Origin of the sequence: Streptomyces sp. NPDC007205, from assembly GCF_040634095.1 — a bacterium.
Lineage (GTDB): Bacteria > Actinomycetota > Actinomycetes > Streptomycetales > Streptomycetaceae > Streptomyces.
Genome location: NZ_JBEYEW010000036.1, coordinates 37,282 through 61,520, shown reverse-complemented (window position 1 = coordinate 61,520; position 24,239 = coordinate 37,282). Strand labels below are relative to the sequence as shown.

The 24,239-nt window shown below is 69.5% G+C and carries 13 protein-coding genes and 1 pseudogene; 11 read left to right on the top strand and 3 right to left on the bottom strand.

All coding sequences use genetic code 11. The annotated features are described in order from the left end of the window. Positions 1 to 253 precede the first annotated feature (253 nt). On the bottom strand, positions 254 to 2,947 hold the full coding sequence (locus tag ABZ624_RS35355) for a SpoIIE family protein phosphatase (RefSeq protein WP_360098439.1): 2,694 nt from the start codon (positions 2,945 to 2,947) through the stop codon (positions 254 to 256). Positions 2,948 to 3,448: 501 nt separating this feature from the next. On the opposite strand from ABZ624_RS35355, the gene ABZ624_RS35350 reads away from it, so the two are divergent. Continuing rightward, entirely contained in the window at positions 3,449 to 6,871 is a 3,423-nt protein-coding gene (locus ABZ624_RS35350; RefSeq protein ID WP_360098437.1) for a GH92 family glycosyl hydrolase, read from the top strand. A gap of 11 nt (positions 6,872 to 6,882) precedes the next feature. On the opposite strand, the gene ABZ624_RS35345 is transcribed toward ABZ624_RS35350, so the two are convergent. Continuing rightward, complete coding sequence (locus ABZ624_RS35345) at positions 6,883 to 10,686, bottom strand: GH92 family glycosyl hydrolase (RefSeq protein WP_360098435.1); 3,804 nt, start codon at positions 10,684 to 10,686, stop codon at positions 6,883 to 6,885. Between the two features lie 361 nt (positions 10,687 to 11,047). On the opposite strand from ABZ624_RS35345, the gene ngcE reads away from it, so the two are divergent. From ngcE to ABZ624_RS35295, 10 genes and pseudogenes are all read left to right on the top strand, one after another. After that, entirely contained in the window at positions 11,048 to 12,493 is a 1,446-nt protein-coding gene (gene ngcE, locus ABZ624_RS35340) for an N-acetylglucosamine/diacetylchitobiose ABC transporter substrate-binding protein (RefSeq protein ID WP_360098433.1), read from the top strand. Positions 12,494 to 12,523: 30 nt separating this feature from the next. Then, entirely contained in the window at positions 12,524 to 13,450 is a 927-nt protein-coding gene (locus ABZ624_RS35335) for a sugar ABC transporter permease (RefSeq protein ID WP_360098431.1), read from the top strand. A gap of 5 nt (positions 13,451 to 13,455) precedes the next feature. Further along, a complete protein-coding gene (locus ABZ624_RS35330; protein ID WP_360098429.1) occupies positions 13,456 to 14,379 on the top strand; it encodes a carbohydrate ABC transporter permease in 924 nt (307 codons plus the stop codon). A gap of 205 nt (positions 14,380 to 14,584) precedes the next feature. After that, positions 14,585 to 15,796: an ROK family transcriptional regulator gene (locus ABZ624_RS35325; protein ID WP_360098427.1), complete on the top strand. Its 1,212-nt coding sequence runs from the start codon at positions 14,585 to 14,587 to the stop codon at positions 15,794 to 15,796. A 133-nt stretch (positions 15,797 to 15,929) separates the two neighbouring features. Beyond that, positions 15,930 to 17,030 (top strand): substrate-binding domain-containing protein, encoded by a 1,101-nt coding sequence (locus ABZ624_RS35320; protein ID WP_360098443.1) that lies wholly within the window; start codon positions 15,930 to 15,932, stop codon positions 17,028 to 17,030. A gap of 188 nt (positions 17,031 to 17,218) precedes the next feature. Further along, positions 17,219 to 18,019 carry an ATP-binding cassette domain-containing protein gene (locus ABZ624_RS35315; RefSeq protein WP_360098425.1) on the top strand — a complete coding sequence of 267 codons (801 nt, stop codon included), beginning with the start codon at positions 17,219 to 17,221 and terminating at the stop codon, positions 18,017 to 18,019. Further along, the gene (locus ABZ624_RS35310; RefSeq protein ID WP_360098423.1) at positions 18,016 to 19,326 is read left to right on the top strand and encodes a sugar ABC transporter permease; all 1,311 of its coding nucleotides are present in this window, start codon (positions 18,016 to 18,018) and stop codon (positions 19,324 to 19,326) included. The genes ABZ624_RS35315 and ABZ624_RS35310 overlap by 4 nt, the downstream gene beginning before the upstream one ends. 128 nt (positions 19,327 to 19,454) lie before the next feature. Beyond that, entirely contained in the window at positions 19,455 to 21,383 is a 1,929-nt protein-coding gene (gene dxs, locus ABZ624_RS35305; RefSeq protein WP_360098421.1) for a 1-deoxy-D-xylulose-5-phosphate synthase, read from the top strand. 151 nt (positions 21,384 to 21,534) lie between these two features. Further along, the gene (locus ABZ624_RS35300) at positions 21,535 to 23,043 is read left to right on the top strand and encodes an amino acid permease (RefSeq protein WP_360098419.1); all 1,509 of its coding nucleotides are present in this window, start codon (positions 21,535 to 21,537) and stop codon (positions 23,041 to 23,043) included. Beyond that, positions 23,040 to 23,291, top strand: a pseudogene (locus tag ABZ624_RS35295) (glycosyltransferase); the annotation flags it as partial. The gene ABZ624_RS35300 and the pseudogene ABZ624_RS35295, both read left to right, overlap by 4 nt. Positions 23,292 to 23,804: 513 nt before the next feature. On the opposite strand, the gene ABZ624_RS35290 reads toward ABZ624_RS35295, so the two are convergent. Beyond that, positions 23,805 to 24,221 carry an NTP pyrophosphohydrolase gene (locus ABZ624_RS35290; RefSeq protein WP_360098417.1) on the bottom strand — a complete coding sequence of 139 codons (417 nt, stop codon included), beginning with the start codon at positions 24,219 to 24,221 and terminating at the stop codon, positions 23,805 to 23,807. Positions 24,222 to 24,239 lie beyond the last annotated feature (18 nt).

Sequence of the window (24,239 nt, the reverse complement as noted above, 5' to 3'; positions counted from 1 at the left end):
GGTATTTTTTTTTGTTTTTTTCTAAGATTTATCGATTTTTTAGGTCCTGCCCCTGCTTTTGTCGGCGGCCTTCCGGGTTTCGGGGGGGCGGCCCCTCCGCCATACCCTGACCCGCACCACGGGCACACCGACGTCCACAGCGAGCCGGGCCGCACCGATTCCACCCCGATTCCATCCCCCGCCTCCCCACGGCCGACGACCATGCCCGCCCCGCCGTCTCCCGCGAACGAGAAACAGCCCCGGGCCGGGACAGTCACCCGGCCGACGTCTCCTCGTCGACACCGTCGACGAGGAACCCGCCCAGCTCCGGCACGGCCCCCGGATCCGGCACACCCAGTTCGGCCCAGATCACCTTGCCCTGATCCGTGTAGCGGGTACCCCAGCGCTCGGCCAGCTGCGAGACCAGGAACAGACCCCGGCCGCCCTCGTCCGTCGTCGCCGCATACCGCAGATGCGGTGAGGTGCTGCTGGCGTCGGCCACCTCGCAGATCAGCCTGCGATCACGGATCAGCCGCACATGGATCGGATCGGAGCCATAGCGGATGGCATTGGTGATCAGCTCGCTCAGCACCAGCTCCATGCCGAAGCCCAGCTCCGACAGACCCCAGACGTCGAGCTGCGCCGAGACCGCGGCACGCATGCCCGACACGGCCGCCGGGTCGCGCGGCACGTCCCAGTCGGCGACGTTCTCGGCCGGCAGCACCCGGGTGCGCGCGATCAGCAACGCCACGTCGTCCACCGGCCGCTCGGGCAGCAGCGCCTCCAGCACCGCCCCGCAGCTCTCCTCAGGCGCCCGGTCGGGATGACCCGCCAGCGCCCGGCGCAGCAGTTCCATGCCCACGTCCAGATCCCGCGTACGGTCCTCGATGAGCCCGTCGGTGTACAGCACCAGCTGACTGCCCTCGGGAAGGACCAACTCGGCCGTCTGGAACGGCATGCCACCCAGGCCCAGCGGCGGCCCGGCCGGCACCTCGGGGAAGGCGACACTGCCGTCGGGGTGGACCAGCGCCGGCGCCAGATGCCCGGCACGGGCCATCACACAGCGGCGCGTCACCGGGTCGTAGATCGCATACAGGCAGGTGGCGCCCACGATCTCCCCGGACGTCTCCGGGCAGGCCTCGTTCTGGTCGATCCGGCCGACCAGGTCGTCCAGATGGCTGAGCAGCTCGTCCGGCGGCAGGTCGAGCGTGGAGAAGTTGTGCACCGCGGTCCGCAGCCGGCCCATCGTGGCGGCGGCGTGCAGGCCGTGCCCGACCACGTCGCCCACGGCCAGCGCCACCCGGCTGCCCGGCAGCGGGATCACGTCGAACCAGTCCCCGCTCACGCCCGACTGGGCGGGCAGGTAGCGGTAGCCCACGTCCAGGGCACTCTGCTCGGGCAGTGTGCGCGGCAGCAGACTGCGCTGGAGGGTGACCGCGAGGGCGTGCTCACGGGTGTACCGGCGGGCGTTGTCGATGCTGACCGCCGCCCGGGCCACCAGCTCCTCGGCCAGCGACAGCTCCTCCTGGTCGAAGGGCTCCCGTTTGGACCGCCAGAAGTTGACCATGCCCAGGACGACACCGCGGGCCTGGATGGGGGCGGTGACGAGCGAGTGGATGCCGAATTCCACGATCTGCCGGGCCCGCTCCGGGTCCTGTGCCTGCCAGTCCTGCGCGGCCGACAGGTCGGTCACCAGCTGGGAGCGGCCGGCGTCGTAGCTGCGCGCCTGCGGCGTGGAGGGCAGGAAGTCGATCAGCCGGCCCTTCTCGTAGAGCGGATGGTCGTCCCGGATGCCACCCACGGTCACGCGCCGCATGTCCGTCGCCGTCGGGCCCGGCTCCTCGCCGTGCAGCACCCCGTCGGCGACGTCCACGGTGACGAAGTCGGCGAAGCGGGGCACGGCGACCCGCGCCAGCTCGTCGGCCGTGCGGACCACGTCGAGGGTGGTGCCGAGGCCCAGCCCCGCGTCGTACAGCAGCTCCAGCCGCTCCCGTGCCACCTCCGCCCTGCCGGACACCGCCTGCAGCTCGGTGGAGTCGCGGAGCGTCACCACGCTTCCGCCGGGGCATCCCGCGCGGTCGGTGGCCCGCTGGTTGACGGCCAGCAGCCGGCCCCCGGCGAAGTGCACCTCGTCACCGGCCTCGCGCCCGGAGACCAGCAGCTCCGTCATCGCGGGATCGAGTTCCGGCAGCTCCCGCACGGTGCGCCCCTCGACGTCGGCGGGCAGCTCCAGCAGACGCCGGGCCTCGTCGTTGGCGAGCAGGATCCGCCGGTCGGCATCGACGATGAGCACGCCCTCCCGCACCGAGTGCAGCACCGTGTCGTGGTGCTCGTACATGCGGGTCATCTCCTCCGGCGCCAGGCTGCGGGTCTGCCGCCGCAGCCTCCTGCCCACCAGCGCCGTACCACCGGTCGTGACGACGAGCGCGCCGGCCCCGGCGGCCAGGATGATCGGCAGCTGCCGGTCCACCTCGCTGGTCACGTTCTTCACCTTCAGCCCGGCGGAGACCAGGGCGGCGACCCTGCCGTGGGCGTCGTCGACGGGAACGGTGGCCTGGACCTCATGGCCGAGCGGGCCATGGACGCTCTCCGTGTAGACCTTCCCGGCCAGCGAGGGGCCGATCCGGCCCACGAACCGGTGACCGATCTTGCTCGGCAGGGGGTGGGTGTAGCGGATGCCCTTGGTGTTCATCACCACGATGAAGTCGACGCCCGCGGACTTGCGCCCCGCCTCGGTGAGCGGCTGGAGCACCTTCGACGGGTCCGGGGCGCGGAGGGCCTGGAGGATGCCAGGGGAGTGCGCGAAGGTCTGCGCCACGGCTATGGAACGGCGCTTGGCCTCCGTGCTGGTGTCGCGTTCCGACTGCAGGACGAGAGCGACGACGCCGCAGACCACGAGCAGGACCACCAGCGCGACCTGGAGAAGGAAGACCTGTCCGGCGACGCTGCGCGGTCCGCTGCGGACCATGGAACGCCATGACATACGCCCGAATCGGGCGAAACGGTCCGACATGGGCCATTTCTAGCACCGGACGCACCCGTTGACTACGCCGGTCCACGAGATGGACGCCACATTTCCCCGCCTCGCAGGTCACATGGCCGGTGTTTCGTCACAGCAGTCCCGCAGGTATCGCACAAGGCTGCCGGGCAGTAGTGCTCGGGCGGACCCGGTGGCCGTGCGCACCGGGTCCGCGAGCCGGGCGGGTGAGGGGGGTTGGGCATCCCGCCCGGGGAGTGCTGGCTTGTGGGGTCCGTCGGGTGCGCGACAACGTTGTCGGATGGTCTTACATGACTCTACCGCCTCAACCGACAACGATGTCAACTCACTTGAGATAGCCCGATCGGGTGACCCCGGCGCACGCCATCCGGCGCGCACGCGGTCTTCCGTGGTAGCCGTGGCGCACGTTACTGTCCCTGCGGCTTGTGCGACCTGTGGTGCGCGACCCGTCCATGAAGGAGGAAGGGCCGCGTGCGTTTCAGACCCCTGTCCCCGCTGCTGTCCCCGCTGCTGGCCGCGCTGCTGGCCGCGCTGCTCACCACCAGCGCCGCCCTCGCCGCTCCCGCCCTCGCGACGCCCGCCGCACTCCCCGATCTCGTCAAGGACCCCACCCGGTACGTCGATCCTCTGATCGGCACCAAGAACGGCGGCGACGTCTTCCCCGGCGCCGTCGTACCCTTCGGCATGCTCTCCTGGAGCCCCGAGAACACCACGGGCGACGCCACCAGGACCGCCGCACCCGGTGGCTACCAGTACGACGCCACCCGCATCCGGGGCTTCAGCCTCACCCACATGTCCGGCACCGGCTGCGCGGGCGGCAGCGGCGACATCCCCTTCTTCCCGTACGCCGGCGAAGTCACCTCGTCCCCGGCGAGCGACACCAAGGACGCCCGCTACGCCTCCGGCTTCACCCACGCCGACGAGACCGCCGAGCCCGGTCACTACACAGTGGGCCTGGCCTCCGGCGTCACCGCCGACCTCACCGCCACCGCCCGCACCGGCTCCGCCCGCTTCACCTTTCCGTCCGGCAAGCCCGCCTCACTGCTGGTGCGCACCGCCAGTTCCGAGGTGGGATCGCAGGACTCGTCCGTCACGATCGACCCGGAGAGCCGTACCGTGTCCGGATCCGTCACCTCCGGTAACTTCTGCGGATACCTCGACCCCGAAGGCCAGCGCGCCTACTACACCCTGTACTTCACCGCCCGCTTCGACCGCCCCGTCACAAGCGCCGGCACCTGGCAGGACGACAGGCTGAACCCCGGCGCGCTGACGGCCTCAGGCGGCACCGGCGGCTTCTCGCACGGCGGGCGGCCCGTTGCCGGCAAGGGTGCCGGCGGGTACGTCGAGTTCGCGCCCGGCACCGGACCGGTGCACGTCAAGGTCGGCATCTCCTACGTCAGCAAGGCGGCCGCCGAGGCCAACCTCGCCGCCGAGAACCCGCCGGGCCGCCCCTTCGACGCGGTCCGGGACGCGGCCCGCCGGGCCTGGCGCGAACGGCTCGACGCTGTCCGCGTCGGCGGCGGCACGGACGCCGACCGCACCGTCTTCTACACCGCGCTGTACCACGCGCTGCTGCACCCGAACGTCATCAGCGACGCCGACGGCAGGTACCGGGGGGCTGACGGACGAGTGCATACAGTCGGCGGTGAGCAGGATGTCGCCGACGGTCGACCGCATACCGTTGACGCGAGGCGAGATCCTGCCGACGGTCGACCGCATATCGTCGACGCGAGACGGGATGCTGCAGACGGGCCACCGTATACGGTCGACAGCCGACGGCATGCCCAGTACGGCACCTTCTCCGGCTGGGACGTCTACCGCGACCAGGTGCAGCTGCTCACCCTGCTCGACCCGCGCACCGGCTCCGACATCGCCCAGTCGCTGTACGAGCTGGCCCGGCAGAACGGCGGTACCTGGGACCGCTGGCTGCACGGCGCGAGCGGCACCCATGTCATGAACGGCGACCCCTCGCCGACCGCGCTGGCCGGCATCCGTGCCTTCGGCGGCACGGACTTCGATCTGCGCGGTGCGCTGGACTCGCTGGTCGAGGCGGCCACCGTGCCGACCGAACAGGACCTGTCCCCGGCGGGCAAGCCGGTGCTGTCCGCCGGCCAGCGGCCCTCGCTGGACAAGTACCTGAAGCTGCACTACATGCCGAGTGTCTCCAACGCCTGGGGCGGCGCCGCCGAGACCCTGGAGATGTCCACGGCCGACTTCTCGGTCTCCCAACTCGCCGCAGCGGCGGGAGAGAAGGACACGGCCGCCGCCTTCGCCCGTCGCGCCCAGTGGTGGCAGAACAACTTCGACATCGCCGCCGACCCGAGCGGCGGTTACGTCGCCGACCGCAAGGCCGACGGCAGCTGGGTCACCGGCTTCACCCCGGACACCGGCAACGGCTTCGTGGAGGGCACGGCAGCCCAGTACACCTGGATGGTCCCGCACGATCCGGCGGGCCTGTTCGCCGCGCTGGGCGGCAGGGGCAAGGCGCTCGCCCGGCTCGACGACTTCTTCCACGACGACAGTGGCGGCTGGGCCTTCACCGGTCACGGCGGTACCAAGTCCGAGCTGGACAACGAGCCGTCGGTCAACGTCCCCTACCTGTACGACTACGCGGGCGCCCCGTACCGGACGCAGGAGACCGTACGGGCCGCGATGCGGCAGCTGTGGTCGGCCGGGCCCGGCGGCATCCCCGGCAACGACGACCTCGGCGCGATGTCGTCCTGGTACGTCTTCTCGGCCCTCGGCATGTACCCGCAGGTGCCCTCCCGCGCCGAACTCGTCCTCGCCTCCCCGCTGTTCGAGCGGGTGGAGATCAGCCGGCCGCAGGGCAACGACATCTCCCTCCGTGCGACCGGTGCGGCGGCCGACGCACCGTACATCCATTCCCTGAAGGTCGACGGACGGGCCAGCGACCGCCCCTGGCTGCCGGCGTCCTTCGTCCGCGACGGCGGCCGGCTCGACTACACCCTGTCCGCCACCCCCGACCGCGCGTGGGGCGCCGACAGTCCGCCGCCGTCCTTCCGCGAGGGCGAGCAGCCCTACCAGATCGGCGTCGGCCCCACCGCCGCCACGCTCGCACCCGGTGACAGCACCCGGACCACCGTTCGCGCGCTGTCGCTGACCGGCGGCACCGGTCCGGAGGTGCGCTTCCGGGTGGACACCCCGGCCGGCGTCACGGCAGCCCCCGCCGAGGGCACGGTCTCCGGCGGTGTCCAGGAGATCACCCTCACCGTGGCCAAGGGTGCCGCACAGGGCTTCGCCGACGTCAAGGTCACGGTGAGCTCGGGCGACACCTCGTACGAGCAGCCGGTCTTGCTCACCGTGGCCGCCCCCGGCTCCCTGCTCGCCGCCTACAACAGCACCGGCGTCTCCGACGACGCGGGCGACCACGACGAGGCCGACTACGACGGCGGCGGCTGGAGCTACTCCCGTCAGGCCCTCGCGGCGGCCGGCCTGACCCCGGGCGGGCAGGGCGCCGTCGAGGGCCTCACCTTCAGCTGGCCCACCTCGCCCGACGGCCGCCCGGACAACGCCACGGGAGCCGGCCAGACCATCGAACTCCCCGCCCCGGCGGCGCAGTTGTCCTTCATCGGCAGCGCGGTCAACGGCAACCGGCAGGACAGGGCGACCGTCACCTACACCGACGGCAGCACCGACACCGTCGACCTGTCCTTCACCGACTGGACCGTCGGCGGTGGAGGCGGCACGGTCCAGTACGGCAACCGGGTCGTCGCCAAGACCGCGTACCGCAATGTCGCGGGCGCCGGCCAGGACCCGGTTTTCGCCTACGTCTTCGCCACCAGGCCGTTCACCGCCCCCGGCGGAAAGGCCGTGCCGAGCGTCCGGCTCCCGCACGACGACGACCTGCACGTGTTCACCCTGGCCACGCACTGAACCGCGCGCCGTCAGGCCAGCAGCTCCACCTCCGCCAGCGTCGACTCGCCGTCCAGGACGAGCCGGTACTTCGCGTACGTGCCCGGCGTGGCGATGGTGAACGCCCGGGTCTGGCGGTCCCAGGCGAAGCTCTCGCCGGAGCGGTGGTCCAGGGTCTGCCAGGTGGTGCCGTCCGTGGAGCCCTGGAGGGTCCAGCCGGTCGGCGCCCTGGTGTGGTCGGCCGACGAGGTCAGTGTGTACTGGACGGGCCGCACGGCTTCGTCGACCGGCAGGTCCACCGAGGTGACCGTCGCGTCCGTCGCCGACGTGTTGTCGAAGAGCGGTCCGTCCCCCTTGAGGACGTCCGCCCGGGGCACCGGCACCTGGTCGTCCTGGGTGACGGAGACCGGGGCGGCGTTCTTGCCCGTGCCCCACGTCGACGGCCGGGCGCCCATGGAGAACTCCAGCACCCCGCCCTGGGACAGCAGCGAGTGGGGGAGCGAGGTGGACGTCCAGGGGCGGCCGTTGAACGTCACACCCTGGATGTAGACGTTCTTCGCGTTGTTTCGCGGTGCCTTGACGACCAGGTCACGGCCGTTCTCCAGGTGCACGGTGACCTTCGTGAACAGGGGGGAGCCGATGGAGTACTCGCCACTGCCCATCACCAGCGGGTAGAAGCCGAGCGCCGAGAACAGATACCAGCCCGACTGCTCTCCGTTGTCCTCGTCACCGTGGTAGCCCTGCCCGATCTCGCTGCCGGCATACAGCCGGGAGAGGATCTCGCGGACCGCCGCCTGTGTCTTCCAGGGCTCGCCGGCCGCGTCGTACATGTACGGCACATGGTGTGCGACCTGGTTGGACTGTCCGAGCATGCCCATCCGCACGTCCCGTGCCTCGGTCATCTCGTGGATGACCCCGCCGTAGGAGCCGACGAAGTTCGGGGAGGCCGTCTCCGGGGTGGAGAAGTACTCGTCCAGCTTCTCCGCGAGGCCCTGCCGGCCGCCGTACAGGTTGGCCAGGCCCCGGCTGTCCTGCGGGGCGGTGAAGGCATAGCCCCAGCCGTTGGTCTCCGTGTAGTCGTAGCCCCACACGCGCGGGTCGTACGTCGAGGAGTCCAGCCGCCAGTTCCCCTTCTCGTCGCGGCCCTGGAAGAAGCCCGCCTTGGCGTCGAACAGGTTCACATAGTCCCGGGCGCGGTTGAGGAAGTACGCGGACTCCTCCTTGTAGTGCTTCTCGCCGGTCTTCCGGTACAGGGCCTCGCCCATTCTGGCGATGCCGTAGTCGTTGACATAGCCCTCCATCGCCCAGGACAGGCCCTCGGTGGTGGCGGTGCCGGTGTAACCGAGGAACGGTGAGGTGCTCATGCCCTTGCGGCCCACGCCCGACATCGGCGGGACCACGGTCGCGTTCTTCAGGGCCGCGTCGTAGGCGGCCTTCGCGTCGAACTTCACGCCCTTCACATACGCGTCGGCGAACGCCACGTCCGAGGAGGTGCCGGTCATCAGGTCGGCGTAGCCGGGGGAAGACCAGCGCGAGGTCCAGCCGCCGTCCTTGTACTGCTGCACGAAGCCGTCGGCCATCTCGCCCGCCTGGGAGGGGGTCAGCAGGGAGTACGCCGGCCACGTGGTGCGGTAGGTGTCCCAGAAACCGTTGTTGACGTACACCTTCCCGTCGACGATCTTCGCGCCGGTGTGGGTCGGGGTGTCCTGGCTCTGCATCGGCGAGAAGGGAGAGGCGTACTGGTAGGTGTCCCCGACCTTCTCGAAGCCGGAGTTCGGGTACAGGTACAGCCGGTACATGCTGGAGTACAGCGTGGTCAGCTGGTCCTCCGTCGCGCCCTCCACCTCGACCTTGCCGAGCAGCCTGTCCCAGGTGCGCTGCGCCCGCGCCCTGACCGTGTCGAAGGTGGTGCCGTCCGGGATCTCCTGGCGCAGGTTGTCCTTGGCCTGGTCGACGCTGATCAGCGAGGTCGCCAGGCGCAGGGTCACGGTGTGGTCGGCGCCCGCGTCGAAGCGCAGATAGCCCTTCACCCCGCTCGACCCGCCGTCCGTCACCGGCTTGTCGAACGTGCCGTACACGAACAGCCGGGTGGCGCCGGTCGACAGGCCCGACTTCACGTCCGAGTAGCCGGTGACGGTCCCGTGCTCCTTGTCGAGGGTCAGCCCCGCCTGCTCGGTGACGTTGTCGAACAGCACGCTCGTGTCGTCGCCGGGGTAGGTGAAGCGCAGCACCGCCGCATGGTCGGTCGGGGTCATCTCGGCTCGGAGACCGTTTTCGAAACGCACTCCGTAGTAGTACGGCCGCGCGGTCTCGTTCTCGTGCCGGAACGGCAGCTCGCGTGCCGTCCGGCCGGTGTCCGGGGTGCCGGCGGCGGCCGACGGCATCACCTGGAAGGTCTGCCGGTCTCCCATCCACGGGCTCGGCTCATGGCTCGCGCTGAACGCCTGGATCGTCGGCAGGTTGTCGTCGTTGTTCGCACGTGCGTACTCGTACAGCCAGCTCAGCGAGGACGCGTTGGTCACCGGCGTCCAGAAGTTGAAGCCGTGCGGCAGGGCCGTGGCGGGGAAGTTGTTGCCGCGCGAGAAGCTGCCGCTGGAGTTGGTGCCGCGCGTGGTCAGCGCGTAGTCCGACAGATGTGCCTTCGGCTTCTCGGGCGGTGCGGGCTTGAGCGCTATGTCGTCGATCCAGCCGCGGAACTTCGCCGGCCCGGCGGGGGAGTCGTACCCGACCAGGATCCGGTCGACCGTCTTGCCGGCCGCGACCTGGCCGATCCGGGAGACCACGTTGTTCCACTGGTTGACGTACAGCGACTTCGACGTGCCCTGCCCGCGCGGGGACAGCGGGAAGCCGTGCTGGTCCAGTGCGCCCAGGTCACTCAGATAGGTGCCGTCCGTGAAGGCCAGGTCGAGGGAGACGTTCGTGGAGTCGTAGTCCCGGTCGCCGTCGGCCATCGACGGGAAGATGCGGTACGACAGCCGGGTGTCGCCGGCGACCTTCACGTTCACGTCGAAGACCTTGTTGTACGAGTACGCCCGGCCTTCCGCGGTGTGCCGCCCGGCGTAGCGCAGCGCCCTCTTTCCGGTGAAACCGGCCCGCGCCTTGGCCGTCGGCGAGCCGGTCGGACCCTTGTCGACCAGGGTCAGCATGTCCTGCGGCACCGGGTCGCCCCCGCCGCCGGTGGAGAACTGGACGTCGGCAAGCTGCAGGATGTCCGAGGCGCCGTTGTTCTGCGTGACCTCCAGCCGGAAGTGCTGGTACACGGCGGGTTCGGCCAGGTCGTAGGACTTGGTCCGGAAGCGCTCGGAGAAACTCTCGCCCGAGCGGGTGTCGAGGGTCTTCCAGTCCTTGCCGTCGGTGGAGCCGAGCAGCGTCCAGTCCTTCGGGTCGCGCTCGGCGTAGTCGTTGGCCGAGGTCAGCGCGTATGTCACCAGTTTGATGGGCTTGTCCAGGTCGAACTCGACCCAGCCGGTGGGCTCGAAGGTCAGCCACTTGGTGCCGGGCTCGCCGTCCACCAGGTTCTCCTTCACCTCGCCGGCGCCCGCGTTCTCGCCGCTCGCCCGGACATCGGTGACATGGTCGGTGACATTGCCCGGAATGCCGGTGCTGTAGCCGCCGTCGACGCCGGAGGCGCGCCGGGTCCCGTCCGGCCCGGTGTCCACGGTGTTCAGCCAGTCCGGTGCCGGATCGCCCGTCTCGAACGAGGATGCGAACTCCTGGTCTGCCGGGGCCCCCCGTGCAGGCAGGGCGACCGCCGCGCCCTGTGCGCCGACGGCCATGACAAAGGCGGCCGTGAGGACGACCGCCGGACCCCATCTGTGCCGAGTTCTCCGCTGCATCTACGGATTCCCCTCCTGCGCCCCCTGCGGACAACGTTGTCAACTTCGGGACGCAGGAACCAGTAGGGCGTCAAGTGGCCCGTGATGTCAAGGGCGTTGGGTGTGGCATTCAGGGACTTATGTCGCGACCTTTTCCGCCAGGCCGGGCACAGGTCGCTCATATGTCCGGGAGGTCTCAACTCGGAAAAGACCCATGGCGAACCCTGCATTCGATCTTGCTCAGCCGACCGAAAGTGGACTATACCTGTCGGCGTTTCCTGCACGACCCTGCACGACCCTGCACGACCCAGCACTACCCGACCGCGGTGCCGGGGAGGATCCGGTTCACCGCCTGAGTCCTGGAGAAGGCGAGGACTTGAGCATGGGATCCACCTCGAACCACGGTGCCGAAGGTGTCGGCCGGCGGGATCTGATCAAGCGGTCCGCCGCGCTCGGCCTGGCCGCGGGCCCCGGCATGGGCCTGCTGTCGGCCTGTGCGAGCAGCGGCGGGGGCGGCCAGAAGAAGGACAAGGCGGGCAAGAAGACCGCCAAGAACCCGCTCGGGGTCAACGAGACCGTCAAGATGGAATTCGTCCTCTTCGACGGCGGCTTCGGCAAGGAGTACGCCCAGGACGCGGTGAAGATCTACGAGAAGGACTTCCCCAAGGCCACGGTGAAGTTCTCCGCCACCCAGAAGATCCAGTCCACCCTGCAGCCCCGCTTCAACCAGGGCAACCCGCCGGATCTCATCGACAACTCCGGCGCCGAGCAGATGGACATGGGTGTGCTGGTCGGCAAGGACCAGCTGGCCGACCTCACCCCGCTGCTGGACGCGCCGTCGTACGACGACCCGAACAAGAAGGTCCGCGACACGCTGCGCCCCGGCATCGTGGAGATGGGCCAGTTCGACGGCAAGCCGGTCTGGATCCTCTACTACGCCTACACGGTGTACGGCGTCTGGTACTCGCAGAAGGCCCTGGACTCGCTCGACGAGAAGTACCCGCAGACCTGGGACGAGATGCTCAAGGTCTGTGAGAAGGCCAAGAAGAAGGGCATGGCGGGCTGGACGTACGCGGGCAAGTACCCGTACTACATCCCCTTCTCGCTCTACCCGATGATCGGCAAGGTCGGCGGGCGCGAGGTGCTCGACGCCATCGACAACCTGGAGCCGAACGCCTGGAAGCACCCGGCCGTCAAGGCCTGCTTCGAGGCGTACTACGAGCTGTACAAGAAGGGGTACATCCTCCAGGGCACCCCGGGCCTGGACCACATCCAGTCGCAGACCGCCTGGGCCAAGGGCAAGGCGCTGTTCATCCCGAACGGCTCCTGGGTGGAGAACGAGTCGGCCAATGTCATCCCGGCCGGCTTCGACCTCGCCGTCTCGGCGCCCTCCGGCCTCGACGGCTCCGACAAGATGCCGTTCGGCACCATCTGGGCCTCCGGCGGTGAGCCCTTCATCGTGCCGGCCAAGGCCGCGAACGCCGAGGGCGGCATGGAGCAGCTGCGCATCATGCTGTCCGAGGCGTCCTCGAAGAACTTCACGGCCAAGGTGAAGTCGCTGACCGCGTACAACGGCGGCACCACCGGCGTCACTCTCACCCCCGGCCTGAAGTCGGGCGTGGCGGCGCTGAAGCTGGCCGGATCCAACGTGGTGAATCCGCGGCTGCAGGACTGGTACGTGCAGCTGCAGAAGGAGAAGATCGGTGTCGCCGGGCTCGGCGAGATGATGGCCGGCCGGCTCACCCCGGCCGAGGCCATCAAGAAGATCCAGTCATTCGCCGACGAGGCGGCCAAGGACACCTCCATCAAGCACTACAAGCACCAGTAACCAGCACCCTTTCAACGCACCGGAGTGGCGATGCAGCACGGCAAGTACCGGTTCATCGTGGGGTTTCTGGTTCTGCCCCTGGGACTGTACGCGCTCTTCGTGGTGTGGCCGTTCATCCAGTCCATCTACTACTCGTTCACGGACTGGACCGGTCTGAGCCCCGAATTCAAGATGGTCGGCTTCGACAACTACAAGAGGATGCTCGACGACGACATCTTCTGGAAGTCGTTGCAGCACAGTCTGCTGTTCGCCCTGGTGCTCCCGCTGGTGACGATCAGTCTGGCGCTGTTCTTCGCCTTCATGATCAATGTGGGCGGACGCCGGAGAAGGGGCGGCCCCGTGATCTCGGGTGTCCGGGGCTCGTCCTTCTACAAGATCGTGTACTTCTTCCCGCAGGTGCTCTCCATCGCGATCGTCGCACTGCTGTTCCAGTTCGCGTACAACCCGGACAGCGGCGCGATCAACTCACTCCTGCGCGGGATCGGCCTCGACCACGTCCAGCCGCTGTGGCTGGGCGACCCGGACCTCGCGCTGTGGTGCGTGATGGCCGTGCTGGTGTGGTCCACGGTCGGTTTCTTCGTGGTCCTGTTCTCGGCGGGCATGGCCTCCATCCCGGCCGAGCTGTACGAGGCGGCCCTGCTGGACGGTGCGAGCCGCTTCGCCACCTTCTTCCGGATCACCCTGCCGCTGCTGTGGGACACCGTGCAGTCCGGCTGGGTCTACATGGGCATCCTCGCGCTCGGCGCCGAGTCGTTCGCGGTCGTACAGATCATGACGACCGGACCGGGCGGGCCCGACTACTCGACCACGGTGATGGTCCTGTACGTGTACCAGAAGGCGTTCCGGGACGGTCAGGCCGCCTACGCCACCACCATCGGCGTCGCCCTGCTCGTGGTCACGCTCGCCTTCGCGGCGATCGTGATGCGGCTGGGCCGTCGCGAGCGGCTGGAGTTCTAGAAGCGATGAAGACGACCGAGACCCCCGCCCCGCTGCCGGCCGAGTCCGGGGCCACCGTCTCCAAGACCGACGCACCGGCCGCGCGGCCCGCCCGGCGGAAGAAGGAGGGCGGTGTCCTCAACGTCTTCTCCCACGGCGTGCTGGTCATCTGGGCGGTGATGGTGGTCATGCCGCTGCTGTGGGCGGTGATGACATCCTTCAAGGACGACAGCTCGATCTTCGGCTCGCCCTGGTCGCTGCCGGACAAGCTGCACTTCGACAACTGGTCGCGGGCCTGGACCCAGGCCAACATGAGCGACTACTTCCTCAACACCGTCCTGGTGGTCGGGGGCTCGCTCATCGGCACCCTGGCGCTCGGCTCCATGGCGGCCTATGTCCTCGCCCGCTTCGACTTCCCGGGCAACCGGTTCATCTACTACCTGTTCATCGGCGGCATGAGCTTCCCGATCATGCTCGCGCTGGTCCCGCTGTTCTACGTCGTGAACAACATGGGCCTGCTGAACACGATCCACGGCCTGATCCTCGTCTACATCGCGTACTCGCTGCCGTTCACCGTCTTCTTCCTCACGGCCTTCTTCCGCACCCTGCCCACCTCGGTGGCGGAGGCGGCTTTCGTGGACGGCGCTTCGCACACGCGTACGTTCTTCCAGATCATGCTGCCCATGGCCAAGCCGGGCCTGATCAGCGTCGGGATCTTCAACTTCCTGGGCCAGTGGAACCAGTACATGCTGCCCACGGTCCTCAACACCGACCCCGACAAACGCGTCCTCACCCAGGGCCTGGTCCAGCTGGCCGTCAGCCAGGGCTACAAGGGTGACTGGTCCGGCCTCTTCGCCGGCCTGGTGATGGCCATGCTGCCGGTGCTGGGGGCGTACATCGTCTTCCAGCGCCAGGTCGTCCAGGGCCTGACCGCGGGGGCGCTGAAGTAGCGCCGCGACCCCCGGCGGGTGACGCCCCGCGTCCGTCCGTACGCACGCCGTCCCGGTGCCCGGGGCGGCGTGCCCGTGTCTGTGACGGGTACCCGGAAACGGTTCAACCTCTTGACGTAAGCAACCCCGAACGGCTCAGCTTAGAGTTCACTAGTTGGACATACGCGGGGCCTCGCCGAAGCGGCCCCGCGCTCAGGAGGTCGTCGTGGAGACTCCAGGGTCGCAGTCGTCGCTGCACCGAGCCAACCTGGAGCGGGTCGTACGGGCCGTGCGCCTGGCCGGGTCCCTCACGCAGGCGGAGATCGCGCGGACGACCGGTCTGTCCGCCGCGACCGTCTCCAACATCGTGCGGGAGCTGAAGGACGGCGGAACCGTCGAGGTCACGCCCACCTCGGCGGGCGGGCGCAGGGCGCGCAGCGTCAGTCTCAGCGGGGACGCCGGGATCGTGATCGGTGTCGACTTCGGGCACACCCACCTGCGCGTGGCGATCGGCAACCTCGCCCATCAGGTGCTGGCCGAGGAGGCCGAGCCGCTGGATGTCGACGCCTCCGCCGCGCAGGGCTTCGACCGGGCGGAAGAGCTGGTCAGCCGCCTGATCGCGGCCACGGGCGTGAACCGGTCCAAGGTGGCCGGCGTGGGGCTCGGCGTGCCGGGTCCGATCGATGTGGAGTCGGGCACGCTGGGGTCCACCGCGATCCTGCCGGGCTGGGGCGGCACCAAGCCCGCCGAGGAGCTGCGCGAGCGGCTCGGCGTGCCCGTGCACGTGGACAACGACGCCAACCTCGGCGCCCTCGGCGAGCTGGTCTGGGGCGCCGGCAAAGGCGTCCGGGACCTGGCGTACATCAAGGTCGCCAGCGGTGTCGGCGCCGGTCTGGTGATCGACGGGAAGATCTACCGCGGCCCGGGCGGCACGGCCGGAGAAATCGGACATATTACACTCGATGAATCCGGCCCGGTCTGCCGTTGCGGGAACCGCGGCTGCCTGGAGACCTTCGCGGCCGCACGCTATGTGCTGCCGCTGCTCCAGCCCGGCCACGGCCCCGACCTGACCATGGAAGGCGTCGTACGGCTGGCCAGGGACGGTGACCCGGGCTGTCGTCGGGTGATCGCCGACGTCGGCCGCCACATCGGCAGTGGAGTGGCCAATCTCTGCAACCTTCTGAACCCGAGCCGGGTGGTCCTCGGCGGTGATCTCGCCGAGGCCGGTGAGCTGGTGCTCGGGCCGATCAGGGAGTCCGTCGGCCGCTACGCCATCCCCAGCGCGGCGCGCCAACTGTCCGTTCTTCCGGGGGCACTTGGCGGTCGCGCCGAGGTGCTCGGAGCGCTCGCCCTCGCCCTCAGCGAGATGGGCGATTCGACGCTCTTGGACGGGTCTGTCGCCGGTGGGCTGCCCACTGCGGCCCCCGTCTTCACTTAGAGAACGGATGGCACCGTTGCCATCTCGTTAAGGATTTACTTCTTGACGTCGCACGTGTGGCCGAGTTGACTTCCAGCCACCTCGGCCGCAACGACGCGGCCTCGTCAGGGAGGTTTCTGAATTGAACGCACGTATGCGTCGTGCCGCCGTTGCCGTTGCCGCCGGGGCCATGGCGGTCTCGCTGGCCGCCTGTGGCAGTGCCAAGGAGGCGAAGGGCGGCAGCTCTTCCTCCTCGTCGCCGAAGAAGGGTGACGACATCAAGGTCGGTCTCCTGCTTCCGGAGAACAAGACCGCGCGTTACGAGAAGTTCGACAAGCCGCTGATCGAGAAGAAGATCAAGGAGCTGACGAACGGCAAGGCCACCTTCTCGTACAACAACGCCCACCAGGACGCGAACCTGCAGGCCCAGCAGGTCGACACCATGATCACCAACAAGGTGGACGTCCTGATCGTGGACGCGGTGGACGCCAAGGCCATCCAGAACTCCGTGCAGAAGGCCGTGGACCAGGGCATCAAGGTCGTCGCCTACGACCGCCTCGCCGAGGGCCCGATCAGCGCCTACACCTCCTTCGACAACGAGAAGGTCGGCGAGACCCAGGGCCAGGCCCTGCTGAAGGCGCTGGGCAGCAAGGCCACCAAGTCCTCCAAGATCGTCATGGTCAACGGCTCGGTCACCGACCCGAACGCCGCCCAGTTCAAGGCGGGCGCCCACAAGGTCCTCAACGGCAAGGTGACCATCGCCAAGGAGTACGACACCAAGGAGTGGTCGCCGGACAACGCCAACTCCGAGATGGAGGCGGCGATCTCCGCGGTCGGCAAGGACAAGATCGCGGGTGTCTACTCCGCCAATGACGGCATGGCCGGCGGTATCATCACCGCCCTCGACGCCGCGGGCATCAAGGTCCCGGTCACCGGCCAGGACGCCGAGCTGGCCGGCGTGCAGCGCATCGTCGCCGGCACCCAGTACATGAGCGTCTACAAGTCGTACCCGCAGGAGGCGAACATCGCCGCGGAGATGGCCGTCGCGCTCGCCCAGGGCAAGCCGCTGGACTCCATCGCCAAGGACAAGGTCTCCAGCACCTCCCAGAAGGACGTCCCCTCGGTGCTCGTCCCGGTCACCTCGCTGACCAAGGACAACATCAAGGACACCGTGATCAAGGACGGCATCTACACCGTCAGCGACATCTGCACCACCGACTACAAGGCGGCCTGCGACAAGATCGGCCTCAAGTAAGCGGCGTCAAGTCCCTTCCCGTACCCGGGCGTTCGTCCTTGAATGCCCGTAGGGAAGCCGACCGACCGCCCCCGGCTCCTCCGGCGTCCCGCGCACTCACACAGCCCCGCAAGCTCGGCGCGGGGCGCCGGACGGAACACCCCCCAATCTTTCTGCACAACCTCCCGCCGGGTCAGGCGGCGAAGGAGATGGTTCACGTGTCCGCTACGCCCGTGCTGGCGTTGCGCGGGGTCTCCAAGCGATTCGGTGCCGTTCAGGCGCTCACCGACGTAGAGCTCGAGATCCACGCCGGTGAGGTGGTCGCCCTGGTGGGCGACAACGGCGCCGGAAAGTCCACGCTGGTCAAGACGATCGCCGGCGTGCACCCCATCGACGAGGGTGTCATCGAGTGGGACGGCAGGCCCGTCACCATCAACAGGCCCCACGACGCCCAGGCGCTGGGCATCGCGACGGTCTACCAGGACCTCGCGCTGTGCGACAACATCGACGTCGTCGGCAACCTCTTCCTCGGCCGTGAGCTGCGGAAGTGGGGCGTCCTGGACGAGGTCGAGATGGAGCGCCGCGCCCGCGAGCTGCTCACCACGCTGTCGATCCGCATCCCCAGCGTCCGTATCCCGATCGCCTCGCTCTCCGGCGGTCAGCGCCAGACCGTGGCCATCGCCCGTTCCATGCTCGGCGAGCCCAAGCTGGTGATCCTCGACGAGCCCACCGCCGCCCTCGGTGTCGAGCAGACCGCCCAGGTGCTCGACCTCGTCGAGCGTCTGCGCGAGCGCGGCCACGCCGTCATCCTCATCAGCCACAACATGGCGGACGTGAAGGCGGTGGCGGACAAGGTCGCCGTGCTGCGCCTCGGCCGCAACAACGGCGTCTTCGAGGTCAAGACGACCTCGCAGGAGGACATCATCTCCGCCATCACCGGCGCCACCGACAACGCCGTGACCCGCCGTGCGGCCCGCACCTCCGGCGCGAACGGGGAGGTTTCCAAGTGAGCATCGACAAGACCTCCGCGAACCTCGACAAGACGCCTTCGCAGGACGAGCACGTCGTCGAGAACCCCGAGGCCGCGTCCGCCTCGGTCACCGCGGTCGACCCGCGCCTGCTGGTGCAGGAAGAGGGCCTGCTCGGCTACTGGCACGAGTTCAAGCGCAAGATGAAGGCCGGTGAACTGGGCTCCCTCCCGGTCATCGTCGGCCTCGCCATCATCTGCGTCATCTTCCAGCTGCTGAACTCCGAGTTCCTGTCCGCGCAGAACCTCAGTGACATCACCGTCACGATGGTCGGCACCGGCATGATCTCGGTCGGCATCGTGTTCGTGCTGCTGCTCGGCGAGATCGACCTGTCCGTCGGCTCCGTCAGCGGCGCGGCCAGCGCCCTCGCGGCCGTCCTCGCCGTCAACCAGGGCTGGCCCGAGTGGGCGGCCGTGCTCCTCGCCGTCGTCGCCGGCATCGCGATCGGCGCGCTGCACGGCTTCTTCTTCGCGGTGCTCGGCGCCCCCGCCTTCGCCGTCACGCTGGCCGGCCTGCTGTTCTGGCTGGGCTTCATGCTGAAGGTGCTGGGCTCGGACGGCACGATCAACCTCGACTCCAACGGCCTGGTCGGCAAGCTGACCACGTACTTCTTCGCCGACGTGGCCGCCGCCTACGGGCTCGCCGTCGTCGTGGTCGCCGTGTTCTTCCTCACCTCCTTCCTCGGCAACCGGCGCCGCGAGGCCGCGGGCATCCCGTTCCGGCCGCTCAGCGACACGATCCTGCGGACCGTACTGCTGGCCGTGGTCTCCTTCGCCGCCGCGTACATGTACAACCAGTACAAGGGTCTGCCGCTGGCCACGGTGATCTTCGTGGCCTTCCTGGTCGGCACGGACTTCGTGCTGCGGCGTACCTCCTACGGCCGCAAGATCTTCGCGCTCGGCGGCAGCGTCGAGGCTTCGCGGCGTGCGGGCATCAATGTCACGGCGGTGCGGATCTCCGTGTTCGCCATCTCCGGTGGCTTCGCGGCGATCGGTGGTCTGTTCCTCGCCTCGAAGATCGCGTCGGCGAACCAGAGCGCCGGTACGGGTGACCTGCTCATGAACGCGATCGCCGCTGCCGTCATCGGTGGTACGTCGCTGTTCGGCGGGCGGGGCCGTACGTGGAACGCGCTGCTGGGTGTGCTGGTGATCGTGTCGATTCAGTACGGTCTGCAGCTGGAGTCCATCGCCGAGCCGGTGAAGTACATGATCACCGCGGCTGTGCTGTTGACCACGGTGGTGATCGACTCGATCACCCGTAAGACGCAGAAGACGGCGGGGCGTGCATAACGCTCACTCGTCGGACCAGTGCCCGGTGCCCGAAAGGTGCCGGGCGCTGTCGTGTCGCGGAAAGCCTGAAGATTAGACTCGGGCGAGCCCGGCGAAAGCTCGATCAGCTCTACTGCAAGGAGGCACGGGTGCCGCTGCTGACCCGCATCAGGGGACCGCGCGATCTGGACCGGCTCAGCCTGGAGGAGCTGGACCAGCTGGCAGAGGAGATCCGGACCTTCCTCGTCCAGGAGGTCTCCAAGACCGGCGGGCACCTGGGCCCGAACCTCGGTGTGGTGGAGCTGACCATCGCCCTGCACCGGGTCTTCGAGTCCCCGAAGGACAAGGTCCTGTGGGACACCGGCCACCAGTCCTATGTGCACAAGCTGCTCACCGGCCGGCAGGACTTCTCGAAGCTGAAGATGAAGGGCGGCCTGTCCGGCTATCCCTCGCAGGCCGAGTCCGAGCACGACGTCATCGAGAACAGCCACGCCTCCACGGTGCTCGGCTGGGCCGACGGCATCGCCAAGGCCAACCAGCTGAAGAAGCGGGACAGCCATGTCGTCGCCGTGATCGGTGACGGTGCCCTCACGGGCGGTATGGCCTGGGAGGCCCTCAACAACATCGCCGACGCCAAGGACCGACCGCTGGTCATCGTCGTCAACGACAACGAGCGCTCCTACGCCCCGACCATCGGCGGCCTCGCCAACCACCTGGCCACGCTGCGCACGACCGACGGGTACGAGCGCTTCCTCGCCCGCACCAAGGAGGTGCTGGAGAGGACCCCGGTCGTCGGCAGGCCGCTGTACGAGACGCTGCACGGCGCCAAGAAGGGCCTGAAGGACTTCATCGCCCCGCAGGGCATGTTCGAGGACCTGGGCCTCAAGTACGTCGGCCCGATCGACGGGCACGACATCGAGGCGCTGGAGTCCGCGCTGGCGCGGGCCAAGCGCTTCGGCGGGCCGGTCATCGTGCACTGCCTCACCGAGAAGGGGCGCGGCTACCAGCCGGCCCTGCAGGACGAGGCCGACCGCTTCCACGCCGTCGGCAAGATCCACCCGGACACCGGCCTGCCGATCGCCAGCTCCGGCGCCGACTGGACCTCCGTCTTCGGTGACGAGATGGTCAGGCTGGGGCAGGAGCGCGAGGACATCGTCGCCATCACCGCGGCCATGCTCCAGCCCGTCGGCCTGGACAAGTTCGCCAAGCAGTTCCCCGAGCGCGTGTACGACGTAGGAATCGCCGAGCAGCATGCCGCCGTGTCGGCCGCCGGGCTCGCGCACGGCGGGGTGCACCCCGTCTTCGCCGTGTACGCCACCTTCCTCAACCGCGCCTTCGACCAGGTCCTCATGGACGTGGCCCTGCACAGGTGCGGGGTCACCTTCGTGCTCGACCGGGCCGGCATCACCGGCACCGACGGTGCCTCGCACAACGGCATGTGGGACATGTCGATCCTGCAGGTCGTCCCGGGTCTCAGGCTCGCCGCGCCGCGTGACGCCGAGCAGGTGCGGGCGCAGCTGCGGGAGGCCGTCGAGGTGACGGACGCGCCGACCGTGGTCCGCTTCTCCAAGGGCGCCGTAGGCCCCGCCGTACCCGCCGTGGGCCGCGTCGGCGGGATGGACGTCCTGCGCGAGCCCGGCACCGACCGGCCCGACGTGCTGCTGGTCTCCGTGGGCGCGCTCGCGCCGATGTGCCTGGAGATCGCCGCCCTGCTCGACAAGCAGGGCATCTCCACCACCGTCGTCGACCCGCGCTGGGTCAAGCCCGTCGACGAGGCCATGGCCCCGCTGGCCGAGCGGCACCGGGTCGTCGTCACCGTCGAGGACAACAGCCGCGCCGGCGGTGTCGGCTCCGCGGTCGCCCAGGCCCTGCGCGACGCGGGCGTGGACGTGCCGCTGCGCGACTTCGGCATCCCGCCGCGCTTCCTCGACCACGCCTCCCGCGGCGAGGTGCTCGCCGAGATCGGCCTGACCGCCCTGGACATCGCCCGCCAGGTCACCGGACTGGTCGCCAGGCTGGACGGCCGGTTCGACCGTACGGCCGACGAGGTGGACTCGGTGGAGCCCGCGCGCGACTGACGCGCGACGCGCCCCCACGGGCCGGTGACGCCACTCCTTGCGGTGGCGGAACCGGCCCGTCTGCGTGAACCTGCCTGTGCCGGGGCATACGCACCCCGACCCTCTCGATCATGTCGGGCCAGGGCGAGTCCCCAAGCGTGGGAGGCACTACGTGAGCAGCGCGCTGTTCAGGACGAAGAACGTCGAGCAGTCCATCCGGGACACCGAGGAACCCGAGCATTCGCTCAAGAAGTCCCTCTCCGCGCTCGATCTGACCGTCTTCGGCGTCGGTGTCATCATCGGCACGGGCATCTTCGTCCTCACCGGACAGGTCGCCAAGAACAACGCCGGTCCGGCGGTGTCCCTGGCCTTCGTGGTGGCCGGCGTGGTCTGCGGGCTGGCCGCCCTCTGCTACGCCGAGTTCGCGTCCACGGTCCCCGTGGCGGGCTCGGCGTACACGTTCAGCTACGCCTCCCTGGGCGAGCTGCCCGCCTGGATCATCGGCTGGGACCTGGTCCTGGAGTTCGCGCTCGGCACGGCGGTGGTGGCGGTCGGCTGGTCCGGCTACATCCGCTCGCTGCTGGACAACGCCGGCTGGCATCTGCCCGGCTACCTGGCCGGCCGGGACAACGCCTCCGGCTTCGGCTTCGACATCCTCGCCGCCGTCCTGGTGCTGGTGCTCACCGGCATCCTCGTCCTCGGCATGAAGCTGTCGGCCCGGATCACCTCGCTCGTCGTCGCCATCAAGGTGGTCGTGGTCCTCATCGTGATCGTCGCCGGTGCCTTCTTCGTCAAGGGCGGCAACTACACGCCGTTCATCCCGCACCCCCAGCCGGTGCCGGCGGGCGGCAACCTCAAAGCGCCGCTCATCCAGCTGATGTTCGGCTGGGCGCCCGCCAACTTCGGCGTGATGGGGATCTTCACGGCCGCCTCGGTGGTGTTCTTCGCGTTCATCGGCTTCGACATCGTGGCCACGGCCGCCGAGGAGACCCGCAACCCGCAGCGGGACATGCCGCGCGGCATCCTCGGCTCCCTGCTCATCTGCACCGTGCTGTACGTGGCCGTGTCCGTCGTCGTCACCGGCATGGAGAAGTACTCCAGGCTGTCCGTGGAGGCTCCGCTCGCCGACGCCTTCAAGGCCGTCGGGCACCCCTGGTACGCCGGGGTCATCAGCTTCGGCGCCGCCGTCGGCCTGACCACGGTGTGCATGATCCTGCTGCTGGGCCAGACCCGGGTGTTCTTCGCGATGAGCCGGGACGGACTGCTGCCGCGCTTCTTCTCGCGCGTCCACCCGCGCTTCAAGACCCCGCACCGGCCGACCATCCTGCTCGGCGTGGTCATCGCGATCGTGGCCGGGTTCACCAGCCTGAGCGAGCTGGCCGAACTGGTGAACATCGGCACGCTCTTCGCGTTCGTCGTCGTCGCGATCAGCGTGCTCATCCTGCGCAGGACCCGCCCCGACCTGCCGCGCGCCTTCCGCACTCCCTGGGTCCCGTTCGTCCCCGTCCTGTCCGTGTGCGCCACGCTGTGGCTGATGCTCAACCTGCCCGCCGAGACCTGGATCCGGTTCGCCGTCTGGATGCTGATCGGCTTCGTCGTCTACTTCCTCTACGGCCGCACGCACAGCCGGCTGGCCCTGCGGGAGAAGGCCGCCCAGCAGACCGCGGGCAACACTCCGTGACGCCGGACGGCGTGCCGCCCCTCCTCGCGGCGCCGGCCCGCGTCACCCGGCTGCCGTCCTTCGTCCGGCCGCTGTGGAACCCGGACGAGGGCCACCTCACCGTACCGGCGCGGCTGCCGGCCCAGGGCGGCCAGCTGTACGACACCGCCGCGAACCGCAAGCCGCCGCTCGTCCCCCGGCGGTACGAGGCGGCGTTCACGGTCTGCGGCTCCCAGACTCCGCTGCGAACGCTCGCGGTCCTCGCCCAGCCGTTCACCACCACCGCGGCGGCGGCCTCACCCACCCGGCGCCGCTGAACAGGGCCGTACGGGCCAGTCGCGGGCTCGGCGGGGACTGTGCGGGGGGTGGGGCGGCCAGCTCGGGAGTGTGGGGGAGCCGGTGGGGTCGGCTCGGGGCTGGGCGGGGTGGTGGCTCCGCTCGGGGCCGTACGGGCCAGTCGCGGGCTCGGCGGGGACTGTGCGGGGGGTGGGGCGGGCAGCTCGGGAGCGTGGGGGAGCCGGCGGGGTCGGCTCAGGGCCGTACGGGCCAGTTGCAGGCTCGGCGGGGACTGTGCGGGGGGTGGGGCGGGCAGCTCGGGAGCGTGGGGGAGCCGGCGGGGCCGGCTCGGGGCCGGGCGGGGTGGCGGCTCCGCTCAGGGCCGTGCGGGTGAGTCGCGGGGCGTGGCTGGGGCCGTGCGGGGAGCGGGGCGGGGTCGGGCTTCGGCCGGGCGGGCCGGTGAGGCGGGCTTCAGCCAGGGGCGTGCGGTGGGAGTGGGCGCAGGTTCAGTTCAGGAGGGTGCGGGGGCCGGTGACCTCGGCGCCGTGGTCGCGGACGCGGCGGCGCAGCTCGCGGTCGGCCGTGACGACCAGGCACGGGCGGTCGCCGGCCGCCGCCGCGAGGTCCACGATGCGGTCGTCCCCGCTGCCGGACGCCTCCTCGATGCGCACCCCGGGCACCGGGGCCACGCCCCGGGCCGCCCCCTCGACCACCAGGACCAGCTCCAGCGGGCCGGGCAGGCCGGCCACGCCAGACCGCGCGAAGGGCACGAGACGGTCACGCAGGCGCTCGGCGGCCCCGCGGCGGTCGCGCCACCAGCCGTCGGGCACCGATCCGACGACGTTCGCGCCGTCGACGATGAGCAGGGGCAGGGGCTCTCCGGCCCCGTCCGTCCCGCTCGTCGCGCCCGAGGTGTCCGTCATGTCACCAACAGCCTTGCT

Excerpts from the sequence above, each read along its gene's own strand:
- ABZ624_RS35355 (WP_360098439.1), bottom strand. The coding sequence starts at position 2,947 with ATGGTCCGCAGCGGACCGCGCAGCGTCGCCGGACAGGTCTTCCTTCTC.
- ABZ624_RS35345 (WP_360098435.1), bottom strand. The coding sequence starts at position 10,686 with ATGCAGCGGAGAACTCGGCACAGATGGGGTCCGGCGGTCGTCCTCACG.
- ngcE (WP_360098433.1), top strand. The coding sequence starts at position 11,048 with ATGGGATCCACCTCGAACCACGGTGCCGAAGGTGTCGGCCGGCGGGAT.
- ABZ624_RS35335 (WP_360098431.1), top strand. The coding sequence starts at position 12,524 with ATGCAGCACGGCAAGTACCGGTTCATCGTGGGGTTTCTGGTTCTGCCC.
- ABZ624_RS35330 (WP_360098429.1), top strand. The coding sequence starts at position 13,456 with ATGAAGACGACCGAGACCCCCGCCCCGCTGCCGGCCGAGTCCGGGGCC.
- ABZ624_RS35320 (WP_360098443.1), top strand. The coding sequence starts at position 15,930 with ATGCGTCGTGCCGCCGTTGCCGTTGCCGCCGGGGCCATGGCGGTCTCG.
- ABZ624_RS35315 (WP_360098425.1), top strand. The coding sequence starts at position 17,219 with ATGGTTCACGTGTCCGCTACGCCCGTGCTGGCGTTGCGCGGGGTCTCC.
- ABZ624_RS35290 (WP_360098417.1), bottom strand. The coding sequence starts at position 24,221 with ATGACGGACACCTCGGGCGCGACGAGCGGGACGGACGGGGCCGGAGAG.